The 20,654-nt window shown below is 58.9% G+C and carries 19 protein-coding genes and 1 pseudogene; 14 read left to right on the top strand and 6 right to left on the bottom strand.

The window, feature by feature from the left end; all coding sequences use genetic code 11:
• Window positions 1-12: 12 nt before the first annotated feature.
• The 3 genes from RGCCGE502_RS37300 to RGCCGE502_RS16345 all read right to left on the bottom strand — a co-directional run bounded on the left by RGCCGE502_RS37300 (window position 13) and on the right by RGCCGE502_RS16345 (window position 3,724).
• The gene (locus tag RGCCGE502_RS37300; RefSeq protein ID WP_016555285.1) at window positions 13-867 is read right to left on the bottom strand and encodes a hypothetical protein; all 855 of its coding nucleotides are present in this window, start codon (window positions 865-867) and stop codon (window positions 13-15) included.
• A gap of 92 nt (window positions 868-959) precedes the next feature.
• Window positions 960-1,952: an HAD family hydrolase gene (locus RGCCGE502_RS16350; RefSeq protein WP_244441712.1), complete on the bottom strand. Its 993-nt coding sequence runs from the start codon at window positions 1,950-1,952 to the stop codon at window positions 960-962.
• A 104-nt stretch (window positions 1,953-2,056) separates the two neighbouring features.
• The gene (locus tag RGCCGE502_RS16345) at window positions 2,057-3,724 is read right to left on the bottom strand and encodes an arylsulfatase (protein WP_019280027.1); all 1,668 of its coding nucleotides are present in this window, start codon (window positions 3,722-3,724) and stop codon (window positions 2,057-2,059) included.
• Between the two features lie 521 nt (window positions 3,725-4,245).
• Here RGCCGE502_RS16345 and RGCCGE502_RS16340 point away from each other — a divergent pair.
• From RGCCGE502_RS16340 to RGCCGE502_RS39370, 3 genes and pseudogenes are all read left to right on the top strand, one after another.
• Window positions 4,246-4,614 carry a response regulator transcription factor gene (locus RGCCGE502_RS16340; protein ID WP_040674739.1) on the top strand — a complete coding sequence of 123 codons (369 nt, stop codon included), beginning with the start codon at window positions 4,246-4,248 and terminating at the stop codon, window positions 4,612-4,614.
• An 18-nt stretch (window positions 4,615-4,632) separates the two neighbouring features.
• Window positions 4,633-5,436 carry a 2'-5' RNA ligase family protein gene (locus RGCCGE502_RS16335; RefSeq protein WP_244441708.1) on the top strand — a complete coding sequence of 268 codons (804 nt, stop codon included), beginning with the start codon at window positions 4,633-4,635 and terminating at the stop codon, window positions 5,434-5,436.
• Window positions 5,437-6,019: 583 nt separating this feature from the next.
• A pseudogene (locus tag RGCCGE502_RS39370) lies at window positions 6,020-6,182 on the top strand (DUF8437 domain-containing protein); the annotation flags it as partial.
• Window positions 6,183-6,516: 334 nt separating this feature from the next.
• Here RGCCGE502_RS39370 and RGCCGE502_RS16330 read toward each other — a convergent pair.
• Together RGCCGE502_RS16330 and RGCCGE502_RS16325 are read right to left on the bottom strand one after the other, a co-directional pair.
• Window positions 6,517-7,746: an alpha/beta hydrolase gene (locus RGCCGE502_RS16330; protein ID WP_040674773.1), complete on the bottom strand. Its 1,230-nt coding sequence runs from the start codon at window positions 7,744-7,746 to the stop codon at window positions 6,517-6,519.
• Between the two features lie 207 nt (window positions 7,747-7,953).
• Window positions 7,954-9,762, bottom strand: a complete 1,809-nt coding sequence (locus tag RGCCGE502_RS16325) for an adenylate cyclase (protein ID WP_016555278.1) — start codon at window positions 9,760-9,762, stop codon at window positions 7,954-7,956.
• A 501-nt stretch (window positions 9,763-10,263) separates the two neighbouring features.
• Here RGCCGE502_RS16325 and RGCCGE502_RS16320 point away from each other — a divergent pair.
• From RGCCGE502_RS16320 to RGCCGE502_RS16270, 11 genes are all read left to right on the top strand, one after another.
• The gene (locus RGCCGE502_RS16320; protein WP_016555277.1) at window positions 10,264-12,459 is read left to right on the top strand and encodes a DUF3604 domain-containing protein; all 2,196 of its coding nucleotides are present in this window, start codon (window positions 10,264-10,266) and stop codon (window positions 12,457-12,459) included.
• Window positions 12,460-12,536: 77 nt separating this feature from the next.
• A complete protein-coding gene (locus RGCCGE502_RS16315; protein ID WP_016555276.1) occupies window positions 12,537-13,718 on the top strand; it encodes a hypothetical protein in 1,182 nt (393 codons plus the stop codon).
• A gap of 8 nt (window positions 13,719-13,726) precedes the next feature.
• Entirely contained in the window at window positions 13,727-14,671 is a 945-nt protein-coding gene (locus RGCCGE502_RS16310) for a peptidylprolyl isomerase (protein ID WP_016555275.1), read from the top strand.
• Window positions 14,668-15,702, top strand: coding sequence for a HupE/UreJ family protein (locus tag RGCCGE502_RS16305; protein WP_040674730.1), 1,035 nt, complete (start codon window positions 14,668-14,670; stop codon window positions 15,700-15,702). Before RGCCGE502_RS16310 ends, RGCCGE502_RS16305 begins: the two co-directional genes overlap by 4 nt.
• Window positions 15,699-16,298, top strand: a complete 600-nt coding sequence (locus tag RGCCGE502_RS16300; protein ID WP_016555273.1) for a HupE/UreJ family protein — start codon at window positions 15,699-15,701, stop codon at window positions 16,296-16,298. The genes RGCCGE502_RS16305 and RGCCGE502_RS16300 overlap by 4 nt, the downstream gene beginning before the upstream one ends.
• Window positions 16,295-16,906: a HupE/UreJ family protein gene (locus RGCCGE502_RS16295; RefSeq protein ID WP_016555272.1), complete on the top strand. Its 612-nt coding sequence runs from the start codon at window positions 16,295-16,297 to the stop codon at window positions 16,904-16,906. Before RGCCGE502_RS16300 ends, RGCCGE502_RS16295 begins: the two co-directional genes overlap by 4 nt.
• A gap of 119 nt (window positions 16,907-17,025) precedes the next feature.
• A complete protein-coding gene (locus RGCCGE502_RS16290) occupies window positions 17,026-17,295 on the top strand; it encodes a hypothetical protein (RefSeq protein WP_016555271.1) in 270 nt (89 codons plus the stop codon).
• A gap of 58 nt (window positions 17,296-17,353) precedes the next feature.
• On the top strand, window positions 17,354-17,782 hold the full coding sequence (locus tag RGCCGE502_RS16285; RefSeq protein WP_016555270.1) for a cysteine rich repeat-containing protein: 429 nt from the start codon (window positions 17,354-17,356) through the stop codon (window positions 17,780-17,782).
• 3 nt (window positions 17,783-17,785) lie between these two features.
• Window positions 17,786-18,373, top strand: a complete 588-nt coding sequence (locus tag RGCCGE502_RS16280; RefSeq protein WP_016555269.1) for an OmpA family protein — start codon at window positions 17,786-17,788, stop codon at window positions 18,371-18,373.
• A 33-nt stretch (window positions 18,374-18,406) separates the two neighbouring features.
• The gene (locus tag RGCCGE502_RS16275) at window positions 18,407-19,099 is read left to right on the top strand and encodes a hypothetical protein (RefSeq protein WP_040674727.1); all 693 of its coding nucleotides are present in this window, start codon (window positions 18,407-18,409) and stop codon (window positions 19,097-19,099) included.
• Window positions 19,100-19,195: 96 nt separating this feature from the next.
• The gene (locus RGCCGE502_RS16270; RefSeq protein WP_016555267.1) at window positions 19,196-19,684 is read left to right on the top strand and encodes an ion channel; all 489 of its coding nucleotides are present in this window, start codon (window positions 19,196-19,198) and stop codon (window positions 19,682-19,684) included.
• 501 nt (window positions 19,685-20,185) lie between these two features.
• On the opposite strand, the gene RGCCGE502_RS16260 is transcribed toward RGCCGE502_RS16270, so the two are convergent.
• Window positions 20,186-20,608 (bottom strand): winged helix-turn-helix transcriptional regulator, encoded by a 423-nt coding sequence (locus tag RGCCGE502_RS16260; RefSeq protein WP_016555265.1) that lies wholly within the window; start codon window positions 20,606-20,608, stop codon window positions 20,186-20,188.
• Between the last annotated feature and the right edge of the window lie 46 nt (window positions 20,609-20,654).

The following is a 20,654-nucleotide window of genomic DNA, read 5'->3' as shown; positions in this document are numbered from 1 at the left end:
GCAGACGAGCGATCAATAGCAAGGCGGGAAGGGGTAGTAGCCGCATTGCTGGTTATTGTAATAGGAATTGTAGTAGTAGGGGCGGGCTGCCGCCGCTCCGATCGCGGCGCCGGCGACCACGCCTGTCGCTACCGGAGCGCCGCGATACCAGGCACCATGGTAGACGGGCGCATGCCAGTAGGTACCTCCCACCCGATTGATGTTCGTGTCACCGATATGCACGTCGTCTCCCCGGAAGCCGCCGCGAAAATCACCTCCCGCCAGATCGCCCCCGCGGAAATCTCCGCCACCAAAGCTGCCGCCAGAAAAACCGCCTCCATGGAAGCCGCCGCCACCAAATCCGCCGCCACCAAATCCTCCTCCTCCTCCGCCAAAGTGATCGATGAAGAGGGCGGCCGGCCCCGGCGCGCCGCTCACGCTTCCCTCCAGAATGGTGACGTCAAATGTCAGTGTGGTGCCATCGAGTTTCGGGGCCTTCAGCGTCACGACTGCGTCACTGACATCAGATCCGTCACCGCCAAGCACCGAAATCGTCGCGTTCGGAGGATCGACGGCGAAGTTGTCCTTGCCGTCGTCCCATTGCATGATGAACTGATCGGTCATCACATGCCCGGCTGCGCGCACCGGCCGATCGGCAAAGACGATCGAATTGGCCGAGACGCCAGTCAAAATAAGCTTGCCGTTTTCGATTTTGGCGCCCGCCGAGTTGAGCACTGCCAGTGAGGGCACCGGCCCCGTAGGGGTGACAACGCCAATGGTCTTTTCCAGCGGTACGCTCGGCTTCTTTGGAGCCTCCTGCGCAAGAACCGCGGAGCTCAGTGCGAAACCTCCGGCAAAGATCACTGCGGTGAATCGATCGACTTTCATGGCGTGTATCCTCCCAGTTGAACGGACAGAAATCCGTCGCCTTCAGTGAAGGTGGTGTCACAGACATCTGGCATGCCTCCCGGCGCACGGTTCTAGTCCTTGAAGATAGTCTTCCAATCGGCTTTCATGTCGATGACGGTCCAGCCGGCAATCGCGGCCGCATCGAGCGCTTTGTCGAGACGGCCGAATTCGGTGTTGCGGTCATATGCGTATTCGCGCTCCGCATCTGTGTGATGGACGAGCATGCCGAGACGTGCAGGCGCACCTGCCATTGTTGTCCATTGGAGCATTTCAAGATCACCGTCCGAGTTGCCGAACGCTGCTATGGGGCGGCGGCCGATCTGCTGGTTGATTCCGACCGGCTTGCCGGCCTTGTCGTCGATGAAGTTGACATCAGGCAGACGGAACAGGGTCGGCATGTCGTCCTGCATCCTGAATTCGGTCTTGATCGAGGATCCGACAACCTGCTCTGGCGGGACGCCGTAGACCTTCTCCGTCCATGGTCGCATGAATTCGATACCGCCACCCGATACAATGAAGGTCTTGAAGCCGTTTGCCCGCAAATACGCAAGCAACTCGACCATAGGTTGGTAAGCGAGCTCGGTGTAGGGCCGGTTGAACCGAGGGTCTCGCGCCGTGGAGAGCCAGTCTGTCACGACCTTCTGGAAATCATCTACGGTCATGCCCGCATGGGTCGCCATGAGGAGTTCCAGGAGACCTTTGTCGCCCGATGAGGCAAGGGTCTCCATATCGCCTTCGATTGCGGCCTTGAATGGCTGTTTGGTTCTCCATTCCGGATGCTGCGGAGCAAGGGCCTTCACCCGATCCAGGGCGAAGGCGAGTTGCGTATACATGGGATGCTCGACCCAAAGCGTCCCATCATTGTCGAACACGGCAATCCGTTGGGGTTCAGAAACAAACTCCGGCGAACCCTCTTTTGTTACTTTCTCGACGAAGGCGATGATGGAGGCCTTGGGAGCGGTGTCGTTCCACGACGGAAGAGGATCGCTCTGTGCCTGTGCCGCCGTTACAAAGAGAAGTATCGCGACGGCAGCCAACGTTCCCTCGCGGGCCGATCTGAACATATCTCGCATCGAGAACATTGGTCTACCTCCAAGATTGCCGCGACGAATTCAGGTGAATTCTCCCGTTACGGCGGCCGGGGCGTGATCCACGGCCGCCGTACGCATCAGTTGCCGGTTGGCATCGGAATGCTGACGCCCTCTTTCGCCAAGGAGTCACGCACCCACTGGAAGCGCTGGTAGTCCGATATCGTGATCGGACCTGTGTAGCCCATGCTCTGCAGCTTCCGCGGAGGATACTGGACATAGGTCGCCATGATCTTCTTCAGTTCCTCGCCCATGACCACACCCATCCAGGTCCGCTCCGTGAAGTTATTCATGAATATGTCGTAGCGTTCCTGCGGGTCCTGCCACAGATCGAACACCTGGGGCACAGTGGCGACGTATTTATCCGCACCCTTCCAACCAAGGTTCGAATCGACGGCCAGGCCGCCAGTCTGGGCGCCGTCATCACCACGAAGATTGAACACGAATTTGTAGTTGTTGACGCGAATAGCGCCGGGCGAAAGTTCATTTTCTGTAAAATAAAACCAGGACTTGCGTTCCGACTTGCCGGTACCGAGCAGGATCGGCGACATGTCGTAGCTGTCGAAGATGATGGGCTTGTCTTCACGGTCCTTGTCGGGCAATGGCACTCCGCCGACGGCCGCGAATGTTGCCATCAGGTCGAGGCCACCGACGATGTCGTGATTTTTGGTCCGGGGCTTGATCTGGCCCGGCCAGACTGCGATGGCGGGAACACGATTGCCGCCCTCGCGTAGGGTTCCTTTGGTGCCACGAAACGGCGTGTATCCGGCATCCGGATATACGTCCTGCCAAGCACCGTTATCCGTCGTGTAGAAAACGAGCGTGTTCCGATCCATGCCCGTTTCACGTAGCTTGTCCATGATCCGGCCGATGCGGGTGTCGAGTTCCACGATAGAGTCGGCATACTTGCTTTTCGACAAGGACTTATGCTCGAACTCCGGCGCCGGCATGTTAGGCTGATGCACCTTCATGAAGTTCACGTTGATGAAGAACGGCTCGTCGGGCTTCTTCGCAGCTTCATCGAGAAAGCCCAGCGCGGCCTTTTCGACGTAGCCGTCGAAGAAGGGAATACCAACGACGCCTTCCTTGCCATCGATGATAGGGGTATCGACATATTGTCCGTTGATCTTGAACTCCTCGGTCACCGGTCCGCCGGCATTTCCTGACAGGGCGCCCTTCGTCACCTTCTGAAACATTTCGCGCAGTTTTGGATCCATATCCGGGAACCACGTCGGATCGCCGTAGGTATAGGCATTGAGATGGTAGAGGCCGGCGTACCGCATTTCGTCATAGCCTTGCGCATTCGGCAACGCATAGTCCGCCTCTCCGAGATGCCACTTCCCGGTGAAATAGGTGTGGTAGCCACCGCGTTTAAGTACCGATGCAAGCGTCCATTCTGCCGCCGGCAGGCCGCCTCCCTGGCCTTGGAAGGCAACGGTGGTCATGCCGCTGCGGTTCGGAATACGTCCGGTCTGCATCGCAGCGCGCCCGGGCGTGCAACTCGGCTGGGCATAGAATGAGAAGAATGTCATTCCCTCGTCCGCGAGCTTGTCGATGTTCGGGGTCGGCATCCCGCGGCCTTCGCCGCCGCCATAGGGTCCGAGGTCGCCATAGCCGGTATCATCTGAGACGAGGAACAAGATGTTCGGCTTTCTTTGGGCGTCTTGCGCTTGTGCGGGTAAGGCTGCACACCAGAGCACAGTCGAAGACGTCAGTGCTCCGATACAGCCGATAAGGACTCTGTTCATTTTTAAACCCTTCCGTTTGGGCCTTTCGGGTGAAGGATGGTGGGCCACAGCTCAACTCGGGATTGGTCAAAAGCAACATCGATCCGGGAGCCTCTAGGCAACCGCTCGCGTCAAATTAACAGAAGGCCATAGGCACCGATATTGCCCTTAAGGGAATCCAGTCGACGTCGAAGCAATCATGAGTAGTAGACCCGGGTGACTCAGGTGCCTGAAGTGTTATCTTCTCGGTTACCTGGGGGCGTATCAATGGGGCGGGCGCATTGTCGATACGTGCTGAGCGTGGCGCTCATTGTTGTCTCCAACTGCGCCACGAGGTCATACGAAAGCTCGATGTTCGGTCGGTGGCAGAGGCGGTGGCGATTTCCGCGAGTACGGGCGTTCTGAAAAAGCGCTCGGAACGACACCGAGAATGACGGCTAACCCTCCCTTAAGGGCAATATCAAATTACGGCCGACCCGCCTACAGTGACCTCAGAACTGCAGGCCAGCGTATCGTCATGAACGGGGGCACGAGGTGTAAAGCTGCACCCGACTGTCGCTTTCGTCGATGATGACGAGAGCCTACGCCGAAGTCTCGGGCGACTGCTGAATGCCTTTGGATTCAAGGCCGTGGAGTATGCGTCGGCCGAAGCCTTTCTCGATCGAGACCGGAACGTGACAGTTGAGTGCATATTGCTGGATATTGACTTGGGTGGTGGGATGTCCGGTCTGGACCTCCAGTGCAAGTTGGTCGCCAGTGACGGTCCCAGGATCCCGGTGATCTTCGTCACTGCCCTTGAAGATAAACGCTTTAAAAACTCGGCAGTGCGCGCGGGGTGCATCGCTTACTTGCAGAAGCCGTTCGCCGGGTCCGTGCTTATTGCGGCGATCAACAGGGCACTCGGACCGTGACCTCGAGAGTGTCCGGAAATGGAGTTGACTATGTTTGGTCGAAAGCAAAGTCTGGAGCCGATCGAAAGTGTCTATGCCGTGGTCGGATCAGTGCCAATGTCTCTGATCCACTTGCGAGGTCTGTGCGCCTTAGCTGTTACACGGCTTGGCCTCGTCCTGCTTCTTTCTTCGGGGGCAGCCGCGCAGGAAAGCGTGACAGCAATCGACATCGCGCTCGAACCCGACGCAGTGATGATGCAGCACGCGATGGACTGCAACGCTCTTCTGCGCCAGTCTTTTCCGAAGGGCTTCGCGCTCGATGAAACTCACCACCCTCATATCTCAATGCTACAGCAGTTTGTCCGCACGGATGACCTCGACAAAGTTTTTGCTGCGGCGAACACGGTCATCGCCAAGGACAATCCGACCGGATGGACGCTGAAGGCCTTCAAGTATTACTATATCCCATCTCCACCCGTAGGCCTCGCAGGAATTGTCGTTGAACCGACGGAGGACTTGCACCGGTTGCAAGAGGAACTCATTGCTGCCGTTAAACCTTACACCGTGGAAACCGGTACTCCGGCTGCGTTCTTCAGTGACGACGGAGGCAAGGATATACAGACATCCCTGATCGAATATGTTGCCAAGTTCGTGCAGGAGGCAGCGGGGGAGCGCTTCAATCCGCATGTGACCATTGGAGTCGGAACGGAAACGTATCTGAACAAGATGCTGGCGGAGCCATTTCCGTCGTTCACATTCTCATCAACCGGCGCGTCAGTTTATCAGCTTGGAACTTTCGGTACAGCTCGAAAGGAGCTGATGAAGTTATCGGCCACGCCGTGAAGCCGTTTCGATGATAAGCGCTTGGGATATCTCATCAATGAAAATGACAAAAGCCCGCCGGGTGCAACAAATCCTGATGTTGGAGGGAGGCACCAATGCGGGTGAGAATCGACTATCTGCGGGTCGCTCTGATCAGTTGTTTCTGCCTGTCCAAGGCCCGAAAGGCAGCCGCCTTGTTTAGAACCGAATTGCTTCTGGGTATCAACTCTGTGGCATTTCCAATTTGGAGGTTTCAATGAAAAGCGTGCACAAGCCAGTCGCAGCCATTGCTTTCCTTGTTCTCGCCGCACTCAGCGCGTCATGCACCACCGGCGGACCAGGAGCGCGGTCCCTTACACAGCCTGCAAACGCTGCCTGCGCAGATGGCTTCACTCCTAAAGGGGGAGGCTCATGTGATTTTTAAAGTCAGTCGAGAATTCAAATAGCCGCTACTGTGGGCTATAGGCGGACCGGATACGAGCGCCGCAGCATCGCGAGCTGGCTTCCAATGCACCTCGAGACAGAAACCGGGCAGCATTGAATCCAACATCGCGATGAATGGATCGACGACGTAATCGATACCGCCCTCATGGCAATCATGCGTAGCTGGATCGTGGAGGCACGCCAGCTCGGCTATTCCGCAGCCGGCACATCGGGGTGGGCAGCCGCCGCCGCCATGCCGGCGAACTGCTTGCCGATGCGCTGAATTGCCGAGCTCCACAGATTTTCGACCTATTCAGGATATCGACGGCGAGCGTCGCGTGCTGGCCAAGAACCGTGTGGACTGATCTTCGGTATGTCCAGCCTCTGCTTGATCAGGATCAGATTATTTTGAGTCAACCGGCAAGGGATTAGAAACGATCATGTCGTCAGGATCCTCCCACCTTCGCTTCCGGAATGCCCGGAGCGATGTTGGCCGACTGAACCGAAGATGCAACACCAAGGCCGACGCACAAGGTGGCGGCCTGCAACCAAAAAACTCGCTTATATTCCCTCATCTGCTTTAGACGGAATTGCCCCGATCGCGGTCTTTGTCTCTATCGAAATCATGCTGCAGAAAGCTCTTTATGGCCATGTAGTTGCAGTCCTCTATTCGCGAAATCAGTGTTTGCAGCTCGGCGTCGGTCGGGTTTGATCGCAATTCTTGGGCGCGGGCGACTGTGTGTGGCCTGCACCCGCCAGGCTTCCGACATGGGTTGCGTAATTCTCGCGGGTGTCCTGATCGACCACGGCAACCGGTGCGGCGAGAACAAGGCCAGCGACGTTGCCGGCCGCAGTTGCAGCCCCCGTCGTTGCAACGAGAATCTGGTCGCCCAGTCCGACGTGGCTATCGGTCAGCGTCTGTCCCTCGGAGATGCGCTGGCCGATAAGCTGGACGATCTCAGGCGATTCCGCGAACTTGCCGTGGTTCATGCTGTCGCCGGATTTGATCTTGGTGAGGTCGACGACCATGATCTTGTTGTCTTCCAGATCCTTCTTGTAGGGCGCTTGCTCCGGATCGATGGCACCAAGTCTTGAGACGTCACCCCAGACGCGACGCGAAAACGCCAGCGCCTTGTCGTCTCGGGATACGAAGAGTGTGAACTGCGGGTGCTGCTTGCCCATGTCGACGATCTGCTGGCTGAAGACATCAACGTCGACGTCGGGCGCCGCGAGCATGACGTTCTTGAACTTCTCGGGCAGGCGCCCGTTGCGGATCGCCATCTGGCGCAACGATTCCAGTGCCAGCCAGTTGCCCATCGAATGGGCAAGGATCGACACCTCCTTCACCTCGGGATCTTTCGCCAGATACTGGAACAGCGTCTCAAGCGCGTTGCGTGTGTAGTTTGTGCTTTCACGGTCATAGCCGTAGGCAAGCAGGCTGCCACGCGAGGGCCATGTCACCAGGACGGGTGCGCTATGGACGCCGGAGTCATGCACGATCTGCGCGAAGCGGTAGACCGCATCCTCGAACCGGTTGTTGAAGCCGTGAATGAAGACCAGCACGCTTCCGTCTGGTGTCCTTCTGACGTTTGCGCTCAACCATTTCTTGGCTTCGTCAATGTTTAAGTCGTCGGCCCTGATGGTGGCAAAGTCGGTCGCCGGATTGGACGGCAATCGCTTCGGCCAGGCGACTTCTCCTTCCTTGCGAACTTTGCTCGGTGGAATGGAGATCGTCATGTCGGCGAAGGCCGGGGTCCGCGCACGTTCTCCATTAAACATCTCGCCTGGCACGGTCGAACGGGTGCGGGTCGTGGCGATCAGCATGTCCACTTTCGGCGACTGCGGAGACGTATTGGCCACCGGGGTCAGCACATCTTTCGGATGGCCACCACACGCCGGCAGGGCCAGGAGCACACAAAACAGTATAAGCCAACGGAGCCAGCCCGTTCGTGCCGACGCCCACGCAACGCTATTATGGCTGCCCACCGATCGCCCTCTTCCAGATGTTCATCACCAGTCCCTCGATGGATACATGAAGGACCTGGTCCCGGTCGCGTAACATCGGGTATGTTCTGTACCGTATCTGCTTGGCGTTGTGGCCAATCCGCCACATTATCAGCGGGGTTGAAGGGTGGCCGAGGAATCTGTCGGAAGCATCATTGTCGACGCCACCTCGTCCGCGGCGGGCAATCCTGCCTTTCGGATATCCGCAATCAATCGGGCCCGATCCGCGGGTTGGAAATTGCGCGATTTCAGTTCGGCAACGATGTTCGGGATGAAGTCAGGGCGCAACTGGTTGAACAGCGTGGCCTCGCGACGGGCGTCGTCGGTCATTCCGGCGTTAACATAGATGACGGCAGCGACGGCGTGATATAGCGGAAATTTCTGCAGATCCGCGTTCTTGATCTCGATCAGGGCGGTCTCGGTATCGTTAAGCATGTAGGCCGCCAGCGCTCGTGTCCCGTGATAATAGCCACCTCCGCCAGGATTAAGCGCCAGGGCCCGATCCAGCAGATCGGCTCCACGTCGCCACTGCCCGCTCATCGCGACGCGAGTTCCAAATTCTCCCAACAGCTCGGTGTCGTTCGGATTGATGTCCAACGCTTGTTGACCGACTTTGAGTGCCTCTGGAACCTGATTGCTGAAGAACAATGCAGTCATCAGAGCCTGCAGGCCGCGGGTGTTGTTCACATCCTGTTGCACGGCACGACGGGCCGCCTGAAGACTGCGTTCGATCGGCGTCGAGGCGTCGTTCCTGGTGTTGAACTTGAAACGGCTCTCGTCGAGATAAACCATGGAGAGCATCGCCCACCCGGTCGCGAAAGTGGGATGGTCGGCCACAGCAGTTTCGAGGCAAGCGCGCACCGCTGCATGCCGCTCGGCACTCAATTCGGCTCGATAGCCGTAGAAGGCCAACATACATGCCTGAATGCCAAGATCGTCGGGTGGTCGATTGGCGGCTTCCACCTGCGCGATGATGCCATAGGGCTGCGCTACGGCGGATGCAACCTGATTGGCGATATCCGCCTGGATCGTGAACTGATCGCGCGTTCGAATATTGTCCTCGTAAATCTGGGACCACAGGATCTCCCCGCTTTGGGTGTCGACGAGCCGCGCCGTGACACGCACAAGATCGCCGGAAACGCGAACACCTCCTCCAAGCAGAAAGCGTGTGCCCAGGTCGGTCTGCACCAGGGACGTCCCGGCTTCTGGGCTCAAGGATTTCGATGTTGCTCGCCCGAACACCTTGATTTCCTTGAACCGCGGCAGGGCGGTCAACAATTCCTCGGTCAGCCCCAGCGTATAGCTTTCTGCGCGCGGGCCTTCTCCAAGATTGGCAAACTGGGCGATGGCGAGTGTGGGCTCGTCAGATGCTGGTCCCCCAAACCATGGAATAGGGAAGAACCAGGCTGACAGGATGCTTCCCGCCGCGAAAACAAGCAGCAGTGGGAGGATCAGCCATCCCCGTGTAAAGAGGCGTCGCGGCCGGGTTGCCGTCGAGCCGTCGTCAACCACCGGCCTGATTTGCGTATCCGGCGTGGGATCATTCCATCCTATTGCGGGAACATAGCCACCCTTGGGAATGTCGATCCTGATAGGGTCACTTTGACCAGCAACGAGATAATAGCGCTCCAGTATTCGCCGCAGCCGGCCGGCCTCAATGCGCACCACCGGGTCGTCTTGCGTGAAACCCGCATCGCGCTTGAATACTTCGACCGCAACGGAGTAGCCCTTGATCCGATCGGCGCGACCCGCAAGTGTCTCCTCCACCACATATGTGAGAAATGCTCCACCCCGCCCCGAGGGCGGAAATTCAGGACTGGTAATGATGCGTTGAAGCTGAGTGCGAACATCTTCAGCGCTCGGCGCGGCGCGCGAGAGCAGGGGCGCAGCACCGGCCCCCGGTGACAGTTCGTTCTGCAAGGCTAGCTCCTCACCCACTCTTGAGGGACGCTTCTATCAGAAATTTTATTACATGCGCTGAATGTAACTTACTGCAGAACCTGCTCGTCGTCCACGAAGATAAACCTTTTGTGCACGCAGTTCTTGCACTGGGACCTCGCACGCCCGCAGTCCCGGTCAATGTTGTCATACAACTCCGACGCGTGACAGCAACTACGGACGCCATACGCCGTAGGTTACAGTTACATACTTGCGGATTTCCGATCTCTGCTCACGATACGCACTACGGCCCAATGCCGCTCGGAGGGAGTTGCGGCGCAATGGGACATCATGACTCTTCAGAGATCGGCCTCGTTGCTGGGGTTGCTGCAGGCGTTCTCACCAAGGCGTGGCGCGCGACCGAGATCGAGGAAGTTCACAGACATTCGCTTGACCCGAGGGATACCCGCACCCCATCGATAAAGGATTGCTAGAATGAGCGGATCGAACCAACTGACTTTGTTGCTGTCGTCAACCATTCTAATGGTCTCAGTCGTTGCGGCATCGGCACAGGAAAGGCAGGCCTATTTCGGCGAAACGCACGTCCACACCGGGTGGTCGTTTGACGCCTACATCTTCGGCAACACGAAGAGCACGCCAGCCGACGCGTACAGATACGCCAAGGGCGAGACAATCAAGCATCCACTCGGATATGACATCAAGATCGACACGCCGCTTGACTGGATGGGTGTCACCGATCATTCCGAGTATGTTGGAACCGTCGCGCTTGCCAACACGCCAGGTTCAGCCATCAGCAAGCTTCCGATCGCGCAGAAGCTGATCGTCAAAGACCCGGCAGACATCACACGGATTTACCTCTGGTTGGGAGGTACGATCGTCGACAAGGATCCGATCAAGGAGCTCATATCGCCCGAGGTGGCTGGTTCCGTCTGGAAGCAGAACATCGACATGGCCGACCAGGCCAACGAACCCGGTAAGTTTACGGCTTTCTGCTCCTATGAGTGGACGTCGACGCCGAACAACCGCAACATGCACCGCAATGTCTTTTTCCGTGATTGCGCCAAAGTCCCGGAGGCACCTTACAGTTCGATCGATTCAAGCGACCCATCTGACCTTTGGAACTGGATGGATGGACAGCGCAAGGCAGGCAACGACCTTCTGGCAATCTCCCACAATGCCAATCTCTCTGACGGCCATATGTTTCCGACCGATGTCGATGAGAAGGGGCGCCCCATTGACGCCGCCTGGGCAGCATCGCGCGATCGCAACGAGCGGCTGAGCGAGATCAAGCAAATCAAGGGAGCGTCCGAGACTCACCCGACCCTGTCTCCCAACGACGAGTTCGCCAACTTCGAAATCCTCACCTACCTCCTCGGCGATCCGGCAGGCCGCTTCCCGACCGTCTCCGGCAGTTACATCAGACAGGCGCTCAAGGATGGCCTGGCGATGGCGCAAGCGAAAGGGTTCAACCCCTACAAGACTGGATTCGTCGGCGGATCGGACTCTCACAATACCGGCGTGCCTTATCGTCAAGACAATTTCTACGGCGGCCATGCGCGCAATGACGGCGACATAAAGCAGCGCATGTCGGGCTACGTTTTCGCAGGTCTCGATGTCCGGCTTGAAAACCCCGCAGGCCTCACGGGCGTCTGGGCCGAAGAAAATACCCGAGCGTCACTCTTCGACGCCATGCAGCGCAAGGAGACCTTTGCCACCAGCGGTCCGCACATCAAGGTCCGCTTCTTCGGGGGCGCCAACGCAACCAATGTTGCCAAACAAGATTGGGTGAAGACCGCATATGCGAGCGGGGTGCCGATGGGCGGCGACCTGCCTCCGCTGGGTGAAGCCAAAGCGCCGTCCTTTGCCGTCTGGGCGGTGAAGGACCCGACCTCCGGCAATCTCGACCGAATCCAGATCGTCAAGGGCTGGTCGAAGCATGGCCAGAGCTTCGAGAAGGTCTACGACGTCGCCTGGGCTGGGAACCGTACGCCCGATGAATTCACCGGAATCGTCCCGCCGATCGGCAGCACAGTGAACATCTCCGATGCAAGCTACACCAACACCATCGGCGCCGTTGAATTGAAGGGTTCCTGGACGGACCCTGAATTCGATCCGAGCCTCGACGCCTTCTACTATCTGCGTACTCTCGAAATCCCGACACCTCGCTGGACCACGATCCAGGCAAAGGAGCTGGGCATTGCGCCCCCCGACAATGTTGCCGCGACCGTTCAGGAACGCGCGTGGAGTTCGCCGATTTGGTATACGCCGACTAAGGACCTGCGGGCTGCCGCCGACAAGGGCACGACCGTTGCGGATCTGAAGCAGCAAGGTGCGATGGCGCTTGATACCAAAGCCCTCACCGACCTCGTCGTCGGCAAGTCGAGCTGGGTTCGCAACAACGTCACAGGGGAAGTTTTCAACATCGCCTGGACCACATCGGGCCAGCGCCTCGTCGGCAACGTCAACGGAGCGATCCCGAAGCCCAGCGAGATCGGGGACGTATTACACGGGGGCCTGACGGGGCAGGGTACCGCCTACGCCATCAAGGACGGGGCCATCATCACGACCCTCAATAACGCTCCGTATGAGGCAACCGTCTACAAGCTAGGCGACAAATACTACGCCGCCCGCAGCAACGAGTTCGGCTTCGCGAACTACGAAGTCGTGCCGACGCCGCGTATGCTCGATCCCTTGACCCCGCAGAAGGCACCATTCTGAACTGGAAGCTCTATTGACTGCGCGCCGATGGTCGTCGGCCGATGTTGGAGGGCTGGCCGAGGGTAATGGAGAGTCCCATGGTAGCGAAGGCATTCGTACGGCTGCTTTTGAGCATAGGCAGTGTGATCCTGGCCTTCGCTGGAAATGCGCAGGCCTGTGCCATCTGCTTCTCGGGGCTGGCGGTGACGCCGGGCCAGAAGATCGACGCCGCAGACCAGGCGGTGCTAGCCACTCCCCTGGATGGGCAAGGTCGGTTCCGTGTCATGAAAATTGTCAAGGGGAACGGAACTGTCGGCGATGTCCTCGTGCAGCCCGGACTGGTCACGCCAGTCGCCGTGGCGGTGATGTCGGTCGACGGTCTGACTGTCGCGGATGGAGAGGTGGCGAAACTCGACAATAGGCCCTTGCTTCTCCTTCACGACACGGTTTCCGAGAAATGGACGAGCTTGGGCGCAATGCCGGTCGACTTCGCCGGGTGGCTACGACAACTCGCGCAGACGAAGCAAAGCGCAGCGACGCCGAAGAGAATTTGGCCACAACTGACCCTCACATCCTCGTATCTGACGGACGACGAATGGCGGGAACGGATTGTCGTCGTCGCGTCGCAACTTGAAAGCCCTGAACCTTTGGTAGCCGAGATCGCATATGGCGAGCTGTCGCGAGCGCCTTACGGCGTGACCCGGCTGCTCAAGCCACAGCTCGATCCAGCCAAACTAGTGACCTGGACCAATGATTCGACATTGGCTTCTCGACGTCCGGCCTACACGTTGCTGCTGGGTATCGCAGGCGGTCCTGATACAGCCGTCGCGCTTGAACAGCAAATCGACACGGCGTTGAAGACACGGGACGCGACCAACCTTTCGGCTTTGCTGGCCGCCGATCTGGAATTGCGGGGTGCAAGCCGCGTCGACTGGCTGGAGACAACCTTCTTCGCCGATCGCCAGCGGACCCTGCCGGAAATCCAGGCGGCTCTTCTCGCATTGAGCGTGCATGGCGGTGCCGACGGCACCATCCCCCGGCAGCGGGTGATCGAGGCCTATCGCAACTTCATTGAGATACGCAAGCCGATGGCCGGGTTCGTCGCCACGGAACTGGCGGACTGGGAGGCGTGGGATGCGACCGCGGACTACGTCGCCATCATCAGATCTAAGGCGGTCCGCGATCCCGCCGAGCAGTTTGCCATCCTCAGCTATCTCAAACGCAGTCCGCTGACCACCGCTCAGGCAGCTTTGGGTCCTTCTGCTGATCAACGACAATAGGTGTCCCTATGCCAGTCCCGTCCGACGTCCCGAAAAAGAAGTGGCAGCGGCTTCTGAGCGAACCGCTCCTGCACTTCGTCGTTGTCGGCGTAGTTCTGTTTGGTGGCTATCGCTTGTTCACCCCGGCACCCGAGGAAGCCGTCGACCAGCAGAAAATCAATCTGACGAAGGATGACGTCCGTCAGCTTGCGGTGACCTGGCTGGCGCAGGGCCGGCCACCACCCACGCCGGATGAGATGCGAAGCCTCATGGACCAGAAGGTCACCGAAGAGATTTTGTTCCGCGAGGCCGTCTCCCTTGGCCTTGATCGCGACGATGAGATCATCAAGCGCAGACTGGCCCAGAAAATGGACTTCTTGGCCGCCGACCTGGCGAGTCTGGACGAGCCAAATAATGCTCAACTCGAGGCGTGGTATGCGAAACGCTCAGACCGCTTCGCGCTTTCCCCACACCTGAGCTTTCGTCATCTATACTTCTCGTTTGACAAGCACGGCGAGGCCGCCCGCGACGCCGCCGTGGCCGCGATACCGACTATCTCTGGCAAACCAGCCAGCTCCCCTGAAGTTGCGTCGGTCGCCGACCCGTTCATGTTCCGGAACTACTACAGCGACGCCACGCCCGATCAAATGGCCAAGGAGCTCGGACCGAACTTTGCTAAGGCTCTCTTCACCCTGAAACCAGGATCGTGGCAAGGACCGGTACAGTCCGGCTACGGTTGGCATCTTATATGGGTCGATTCCATCGAGCCCGGACGGGTTCCTGCATTCGAGGAAGTCGCTCCTGCCGTCAAATCGGCATGGCTCGACGAGCGCTACGCAGAGGTGAAGAGCAACGCCCTGAAGGAGATGCGTTCGCGCTACGTCGTAAACCTGCCCACCGTTACCGCGGACGACCTGCGGGGCCTGGAGGTGCCGGCAGGGGCGAGCGCCCAGATTGAGTTGTCAGCCCAATGAGCGCTCGATTGCACTTGCCCATGTCGCTTTGGCGTTTGCTGTTTGGGGTCGTCGTGGCAGCCGTTGCGTTCGTCTCGAGCGCGGTCGCCCACGAGATACGGCCCGCCTATCTGCAGATCGATGAAATGGCGGCAAAGCGTTACAAGGTCGTCTGGCGCACGCCCATGCTGTCAGGCATGCGGCTCCCCATCGTCCTGCGGTTTCCCGAGAGCGTGCGCAACGTGACGGGGCCGGCTGAGCGCGATCTTCCGGATTCGCTTGTCCAAACGCGGGTGATCGAGACAGACGGCGGTGGTCTTGCAGGTGAACGTGTCGAATTCGTCGGGTTACAGGCAACGATCACCGATGTGCTGGTCCGCGTTCATCTGCTGGACGGCACTGTCGAGACGACGATGATCCATCCCTCTGAACCGTGGATCGACTTCGCCGCCACGCGCAGCCCTCTGGCTGCGGCAAGGGTCTACTTCGTGAGCGGCTTCCAGCACATCCTTCTCGGTATCGATCATCTGTTGTTCGTCTTCGGTCTGCTCTTCATCGTCCGCTCCAGATGGATGCTGGTAAAGACGATCACCGCCTTCACGGTCGCCCATTCCATCACGCTTGCGGTCGCGACGCTGGGCAAGGTCGAGATTCCGGCGCTGCCGCTCAACGCAATGATTGCCCTGTCCATCTTGTTTCTGGGACCCGAGATCGTCCGGGTGTGGCGTGGACAGACGAGCTTCACGATTCGCCACCCTTGGATCGTCTCCTTCGCCTTCGGGCTGCTGCATGGCTTCGGATTTGCGAGCGGACTGACGTCGCTCGGCTTGCCGCAAGGCGACATCCCGTTCGCCCTGCTGATGTTCAATCTGGGCGTTGAGGCGGGACAGTTGGCCTTCGTGGGACTGATCCTGCTGATGATCGCGGCGCTGAAATCGATCGAAATCAGATTGCCGCGCGGCCTGGAACTGATGCCCGCCTACGTGGTGGGGATGTTGGGAGCTTACTGGACCGTTGATCGCATCGTTGTAATGTTTGGGGGAGTTGCATGAAACACTGTGTGCTTCGCAGCATTGGCCTTGTCGTTACGGCACTGCTCTTGTCAACCGGCGTCGCCGAAGCCGATGTTGGGACGGGTGGTGTGTCAGGCTTCGCCGCCGGGTTTTTCCATCCGATCACGGGGCTCGATCACGTCGTGGCGATGATCGCCGTTGGCCTGTGGGGCGCGCAGTTGGGAAAGCCCGCCATCTGGATGCTGCCGATCACGTTTCCCCTCGTCATGGCATTCGGCGGCTTTCTGGGCCTTCTCGGCGTGCCGATGCCCGGTGTTGAAATTGGCATCGCGCTGTCGGGCGTCCTGCTGGGGATAGCCGTGCTGACCGAAACTCGCCCGCCGCTGTTTGCGGCGGCGATCCTGGTCGGGGTCTTTGCGATCTTCCACGGTTACGCGCACGGTACCGAACTCCCACTTGGCGAGAACGCCCTGGTCTTCAGCCTCGGCTTCGTGATCGCCACTGGCCTATTGCATGCTGTCGGCATCGTCATCGGCCTGCTCTACCAATGGCCATGGGGCAAAATCACAGTCAGGGCGGCAGGCGGCGCGGTCGGAGCCGTCGGGGCGTTCTTCTTGTGGAATGCACTCGCATGACGACGACGGCTCTCAGGAAAAGTCGTACTCGCGCCGCATGGGCGCCGATCGGGATCACAGCAATGCCGGTCGACGCCAGCGCTCATCTCGTCAATACAGGGCTTGGGCCGATCTACGACGGGGTCGCGCATTTCGCGATGTCGCCGGAGGCCATTCTGCCTATTGTCGCGCTCGGCATGCTCGCCGGGCTAAGGGGATTGGCCCATGCCCGGATAGCCGTGCTGCTCCTGCCGGTCGCGTGGATAGCCTTCGGACTGGTCGGAATGGTGCTCGGTTCGCTCGCTATCAATCCGGCCTATGAAAGCCTGCCGTTGCTGATCCTGGGAGGTCTGGCGGCTGCCGACATTCGAATGCCGGCGTGGTGTATGGCATTGCTCGTGGTCCTGCTCGGCGCGTTCGAAGGTTGGAATTTCGGCTCGGCGTATTCCGCAGCCAGGGACGGAGCCCCAGCGATCATTGGCTCCGCCGGGCTGATCTTTGTCTTGATCGCCCTTGTCTCGGCTGCCGTGCCGAAAGCGAAATGGGATTGGACGCGCATTGCGATGCGCGTGGCGGGCAGTTGGACGGCCGCAAGCGGCCTACTGCTTCTGGGATGGGGGCTGCGTTGACGGTCGTCGCGGCCTCGGGACCGTTTGTTACAGTAACACACGGTGCAAAGGGAGAGATTTGTATCATCATCTTGTGAGATCGCCTGCTGCCAGGCGACGGACGCGAATGGATAAACCGCATGGGGAACGGTGTTGAATTCGTAAAGAGCTCCTTCAAGGAACGCGCCAAAGTCATCGAGGAACTCGCCGCACACAACGAGGGTTTTCGCGACCTCTGCGACGACTTTCTGACTGCGCATGACGAGAAACTGCAATGGGAACGATCGTCCGCTCAGGAACGTGGCGAGCGCATCGCCGAGTATCAGGAACTCATGGACATCCTCCGCACGGAGATAGCGCAGGCCCTCGATAGAGACGCCGTCGTCCCGTTCAAACCGCCACGAAGATAACCCCACTGCGCATACCGATAAATGACCACTTCAGATCAATCGCTCGGAGAGAGGAACAATGATGAGAGACAGAGTTGGCATCTTCGCAGGGGCGGCCCTTGCCGCTTTCCTATCCATAACAGCCGTGGGTCGGGCAGACACGCTCAGCTACGCTGACGCGGTAACGACCCTTGCCAAGGAATGCGGCTCCGACATCAAGAAGTTCTGCAATGGCGAGAACCTCGGAAACGGCCGCATCCAGGCCTGCCTCGAAAAGAACGCGGCGAAGGTCTCACCGACCTGCACATCGACTCTGGGCAGCGTCATGACGTCGATCGCTCAGCGCCAGGAGGCGCAGGCGTCGGTGTTCAAGGTCTGCCAGCATGACATCTCGCAATACTGCAACGGCGTGCAGGGCGACGGCAACATTCTGTCATGTCTCGTCGAGACGAAGCGCGTCGACAACAGGGAATGTAACCAGGCAATCACCGACGCCGGATGGCGGTGAACCATGACCGGAACCGGGGAAAAGAAAATGAACGTTCGTAGCATCTCCTTGGCACTCGGCCTGCTTCTGGCCCCGTGCATCGCTTCCGCCCAGCAGCTCGACAACAGTCAGATCATGAGCACGCTCGCACAGATGAGGTCGGCGGCACCTGCCGTCGATGTGGCGCTCCTCATTGAGGAAGCCAACGCCAATGTGGGAAAGGGCGTTGCAGCGCTGCCTAACTGGAGCAAGCTGTCAGAACTTTCGCAGTTGATCGTCGAGATCGATTTCGAAAACAACTCGACTGCCATCGAGCCGAAATCCTACCGCACCGTCGGGCTGATTGCGGATGCACTGCATCATCCGGACCTTTTCCGCTACAAGTTCCTCATCGTCGGGCACTCGAGCGCGACTGGAACCGCCAAACACAATCTCGAACTCAGCCAGAAGCGGGCTGACGCAATCAACGAGGCGCTGTCGACCACTTTTGCGGTTTCCCCCGACCGCCTTTTTTCAGTGGGAGCCGGCGAGGAATGGCCGATCGATCCCGGTCATCCGGAGTCGGCCGACAACAGGCGCGTGCAGCTGATCAATCTGGGGCTTCTGAAATAGAGCCACTCAAGGAAAATCCAGGGAGTAAGACCAATGCCTAGATTATTCGACATGTGTTTGGTGGTGGCGGCAGCGGGCCTATTGTCCGCTCCTCCAGCGCTCGCACAGGACGCCATCTCGGCGCCCGCGCAGAAGACCATTGGCGCAACCAAAGCAAAGATGGTGCCGTCGCTTGCCGTCCTCAATTCCGGAGGCGCAAAGCTCGAGAACGGCAAACTGACGATGAGTGGCATCTCCGCGGTGTCGATCGTGTTCGCCGACCGGCCGGTGCGATCGGCGGGCCATGTGCTCACCTCCGAGTTCATCAAGCAATGGGGTGAGGGCCCCGACAGTTTCGCCAAGGACCCACCCAACGCGACGATCTCGGTCTTGAGTGGCAAAGGTGATACTGTCGCCGATGCCGTGGTGGTCCTGAAGACACCAAAGCTTGAGGGCGGAAACCTGACCTTTGAGGTCGCCGTCCTCGAAGGCGATCTCGCTGGAGCCGATGGTCCCGCATCACTGTTCATCGACTGGTTTGCGGCCCGCGGTCCATACGGCGGCGTCGCCGTCGGGGGCGTTGGCCGTGCGGCAGTCTGGCGTGGGGGATGGTATGCGCATCCGGGCGCATACTACGGTGCGGGCGTCGTCGCAGGGGCAGCGCTGGGAGCGGCTGTCGCTTCCGAACGTCCTTACTACTACCCGCATCCGGCATGCGGCTACTATCCCTATCCTCCCTGCTACTAGCATCGGGGCGAGGGAACATGGATGCGCTGGTTTCTGTGCGACGGGAGGCTTGCAAGGAGCCTTCCGTCAGCGGTGACAAGATTGAGGACCTAGCGATTGGACCATCTATCGAACCCGAACCCGGTATTCGAAATCTTTGTCGGCACTCTGGTTTTGATCGTCATCATCTTCGTGCACGGCGTGGGCATCCGGACAATTAGCCTTCAGTTCAGCAAATCCTGGGCACGCGTGACGAGCACCACGTCGCATTGGCGATTGAACCTGATGCTGGCGGTGACGATCGCCGCGCTGGCGATCCTGCATTTCGTAGAAACTCTGCTCTGGGCGGTTCCTCTCTATGTCAGGGACATCATCCCATCGATGCGCGACAGCTACTATTACGTGCTGGAGAGCTATACGACGCTTGGGGAAGGCAACATCGCGCTGCCAGATCGCTGGCGTCTGCTTGGACCGATCATAGCAATGTCCGGCTTGTTCACCTTCGGTTGGACGGGGAGCGTCCTCGTCAGCATCATGACCGACTTCGGCAAGTTCGACAGACTGCAGGCACGGCGGGAGCGAGTGGAGGAGGACAAGACGCCATGAGTCCGCTCTCGCCTTCGCTACTCAGGATAAAGCGTGCGACCAAGTTTCCGCGAAACCCTTTTCGGAATGAAGAGCCGCCGCGACATCCAACCAGCAATCCGAGACTAACCAACCGTCGGTCTGATCAATTTTCAGTGCAAACCTTTAAAAGTCGAGAGACAGCCGATCAGCCTGCTCGCAGGTCTGGCGGCAGCGGTTGGCGGTCCTGCTGTTCCCAGAACCATGAGGCCAATCCAGGACTACCTCTCCGCATTGATGGCGCCGGTCGCGGCGGGCATTTTTCTTGCCGTGCAATTTGGCCGTCGTCTTGGCGGAGGCAGCGCCGATCTCCGAATCCATTTCAACGCCTGATGTCGTCACAATTCGTTAAAGATCTCTGAGTGCGATCACGGTCGTTTGGGGCAACCCTGATTGGGCGCTGGACGGTATCAAGGGGAGAACCTGCTCGACAGCTTTGCGCGGGCATAAGTCGCATCACATCCTACGCGAGCTTCAATTCCTTCAGGTGTTCATCCGAATTGGCCTTGTTCCTAGCTTCGCGCCAGTGACCGCGTCGATAGCTATCGGCTGAACCTCTTCACCAGTCTCGACGTCTACATAACGGGCGAGGTTGCCGTCTGAGTGGCGATGCGCCCATGCGCCGATCATCATCAGTACCGGCAGGAAGTCCCGGCCGGCCTCGGTGAGAACATATTCGTCGCGTGGGGGCTTTTCCGAATAAAGCCTCCTTTCCAGCAAGCCATCCTCCGTCAACGCTTTGAGCCGCTTGGTGAGCATGGTCGGCACGATGCCAAGGCTCTTTCTGAATTGGTCGAAGCGGGTCAGTCCTGCGTGCGCGTCTCTGAGGACGAGAATACTCCAGGCATCGCCTACTGACTGAAGGGCGCGCGCTACCGGGCACTGTGGAGTGGAGCTATTTTTCATCGGTATCATTTCGATAGTGACATGGTATCAAAAAAATAGTAACACG

It is taken from the genome of Rhizobium grahamii CCGE 502 (assembly GCF_000298315.2).
Classification (GTDB): domain Bacteria; phylum Pseudomonadota; class Alphaproteobacteria; order Rhizobiales; family Rhizobiaceae; genus Rhizobium; species Rhizobium grahamii.
The sequence above is the reverse complement of the archived record's forward strand: the minus strand, read 5'-3'. Positions and strand labels throughout refer to the sequence as shown.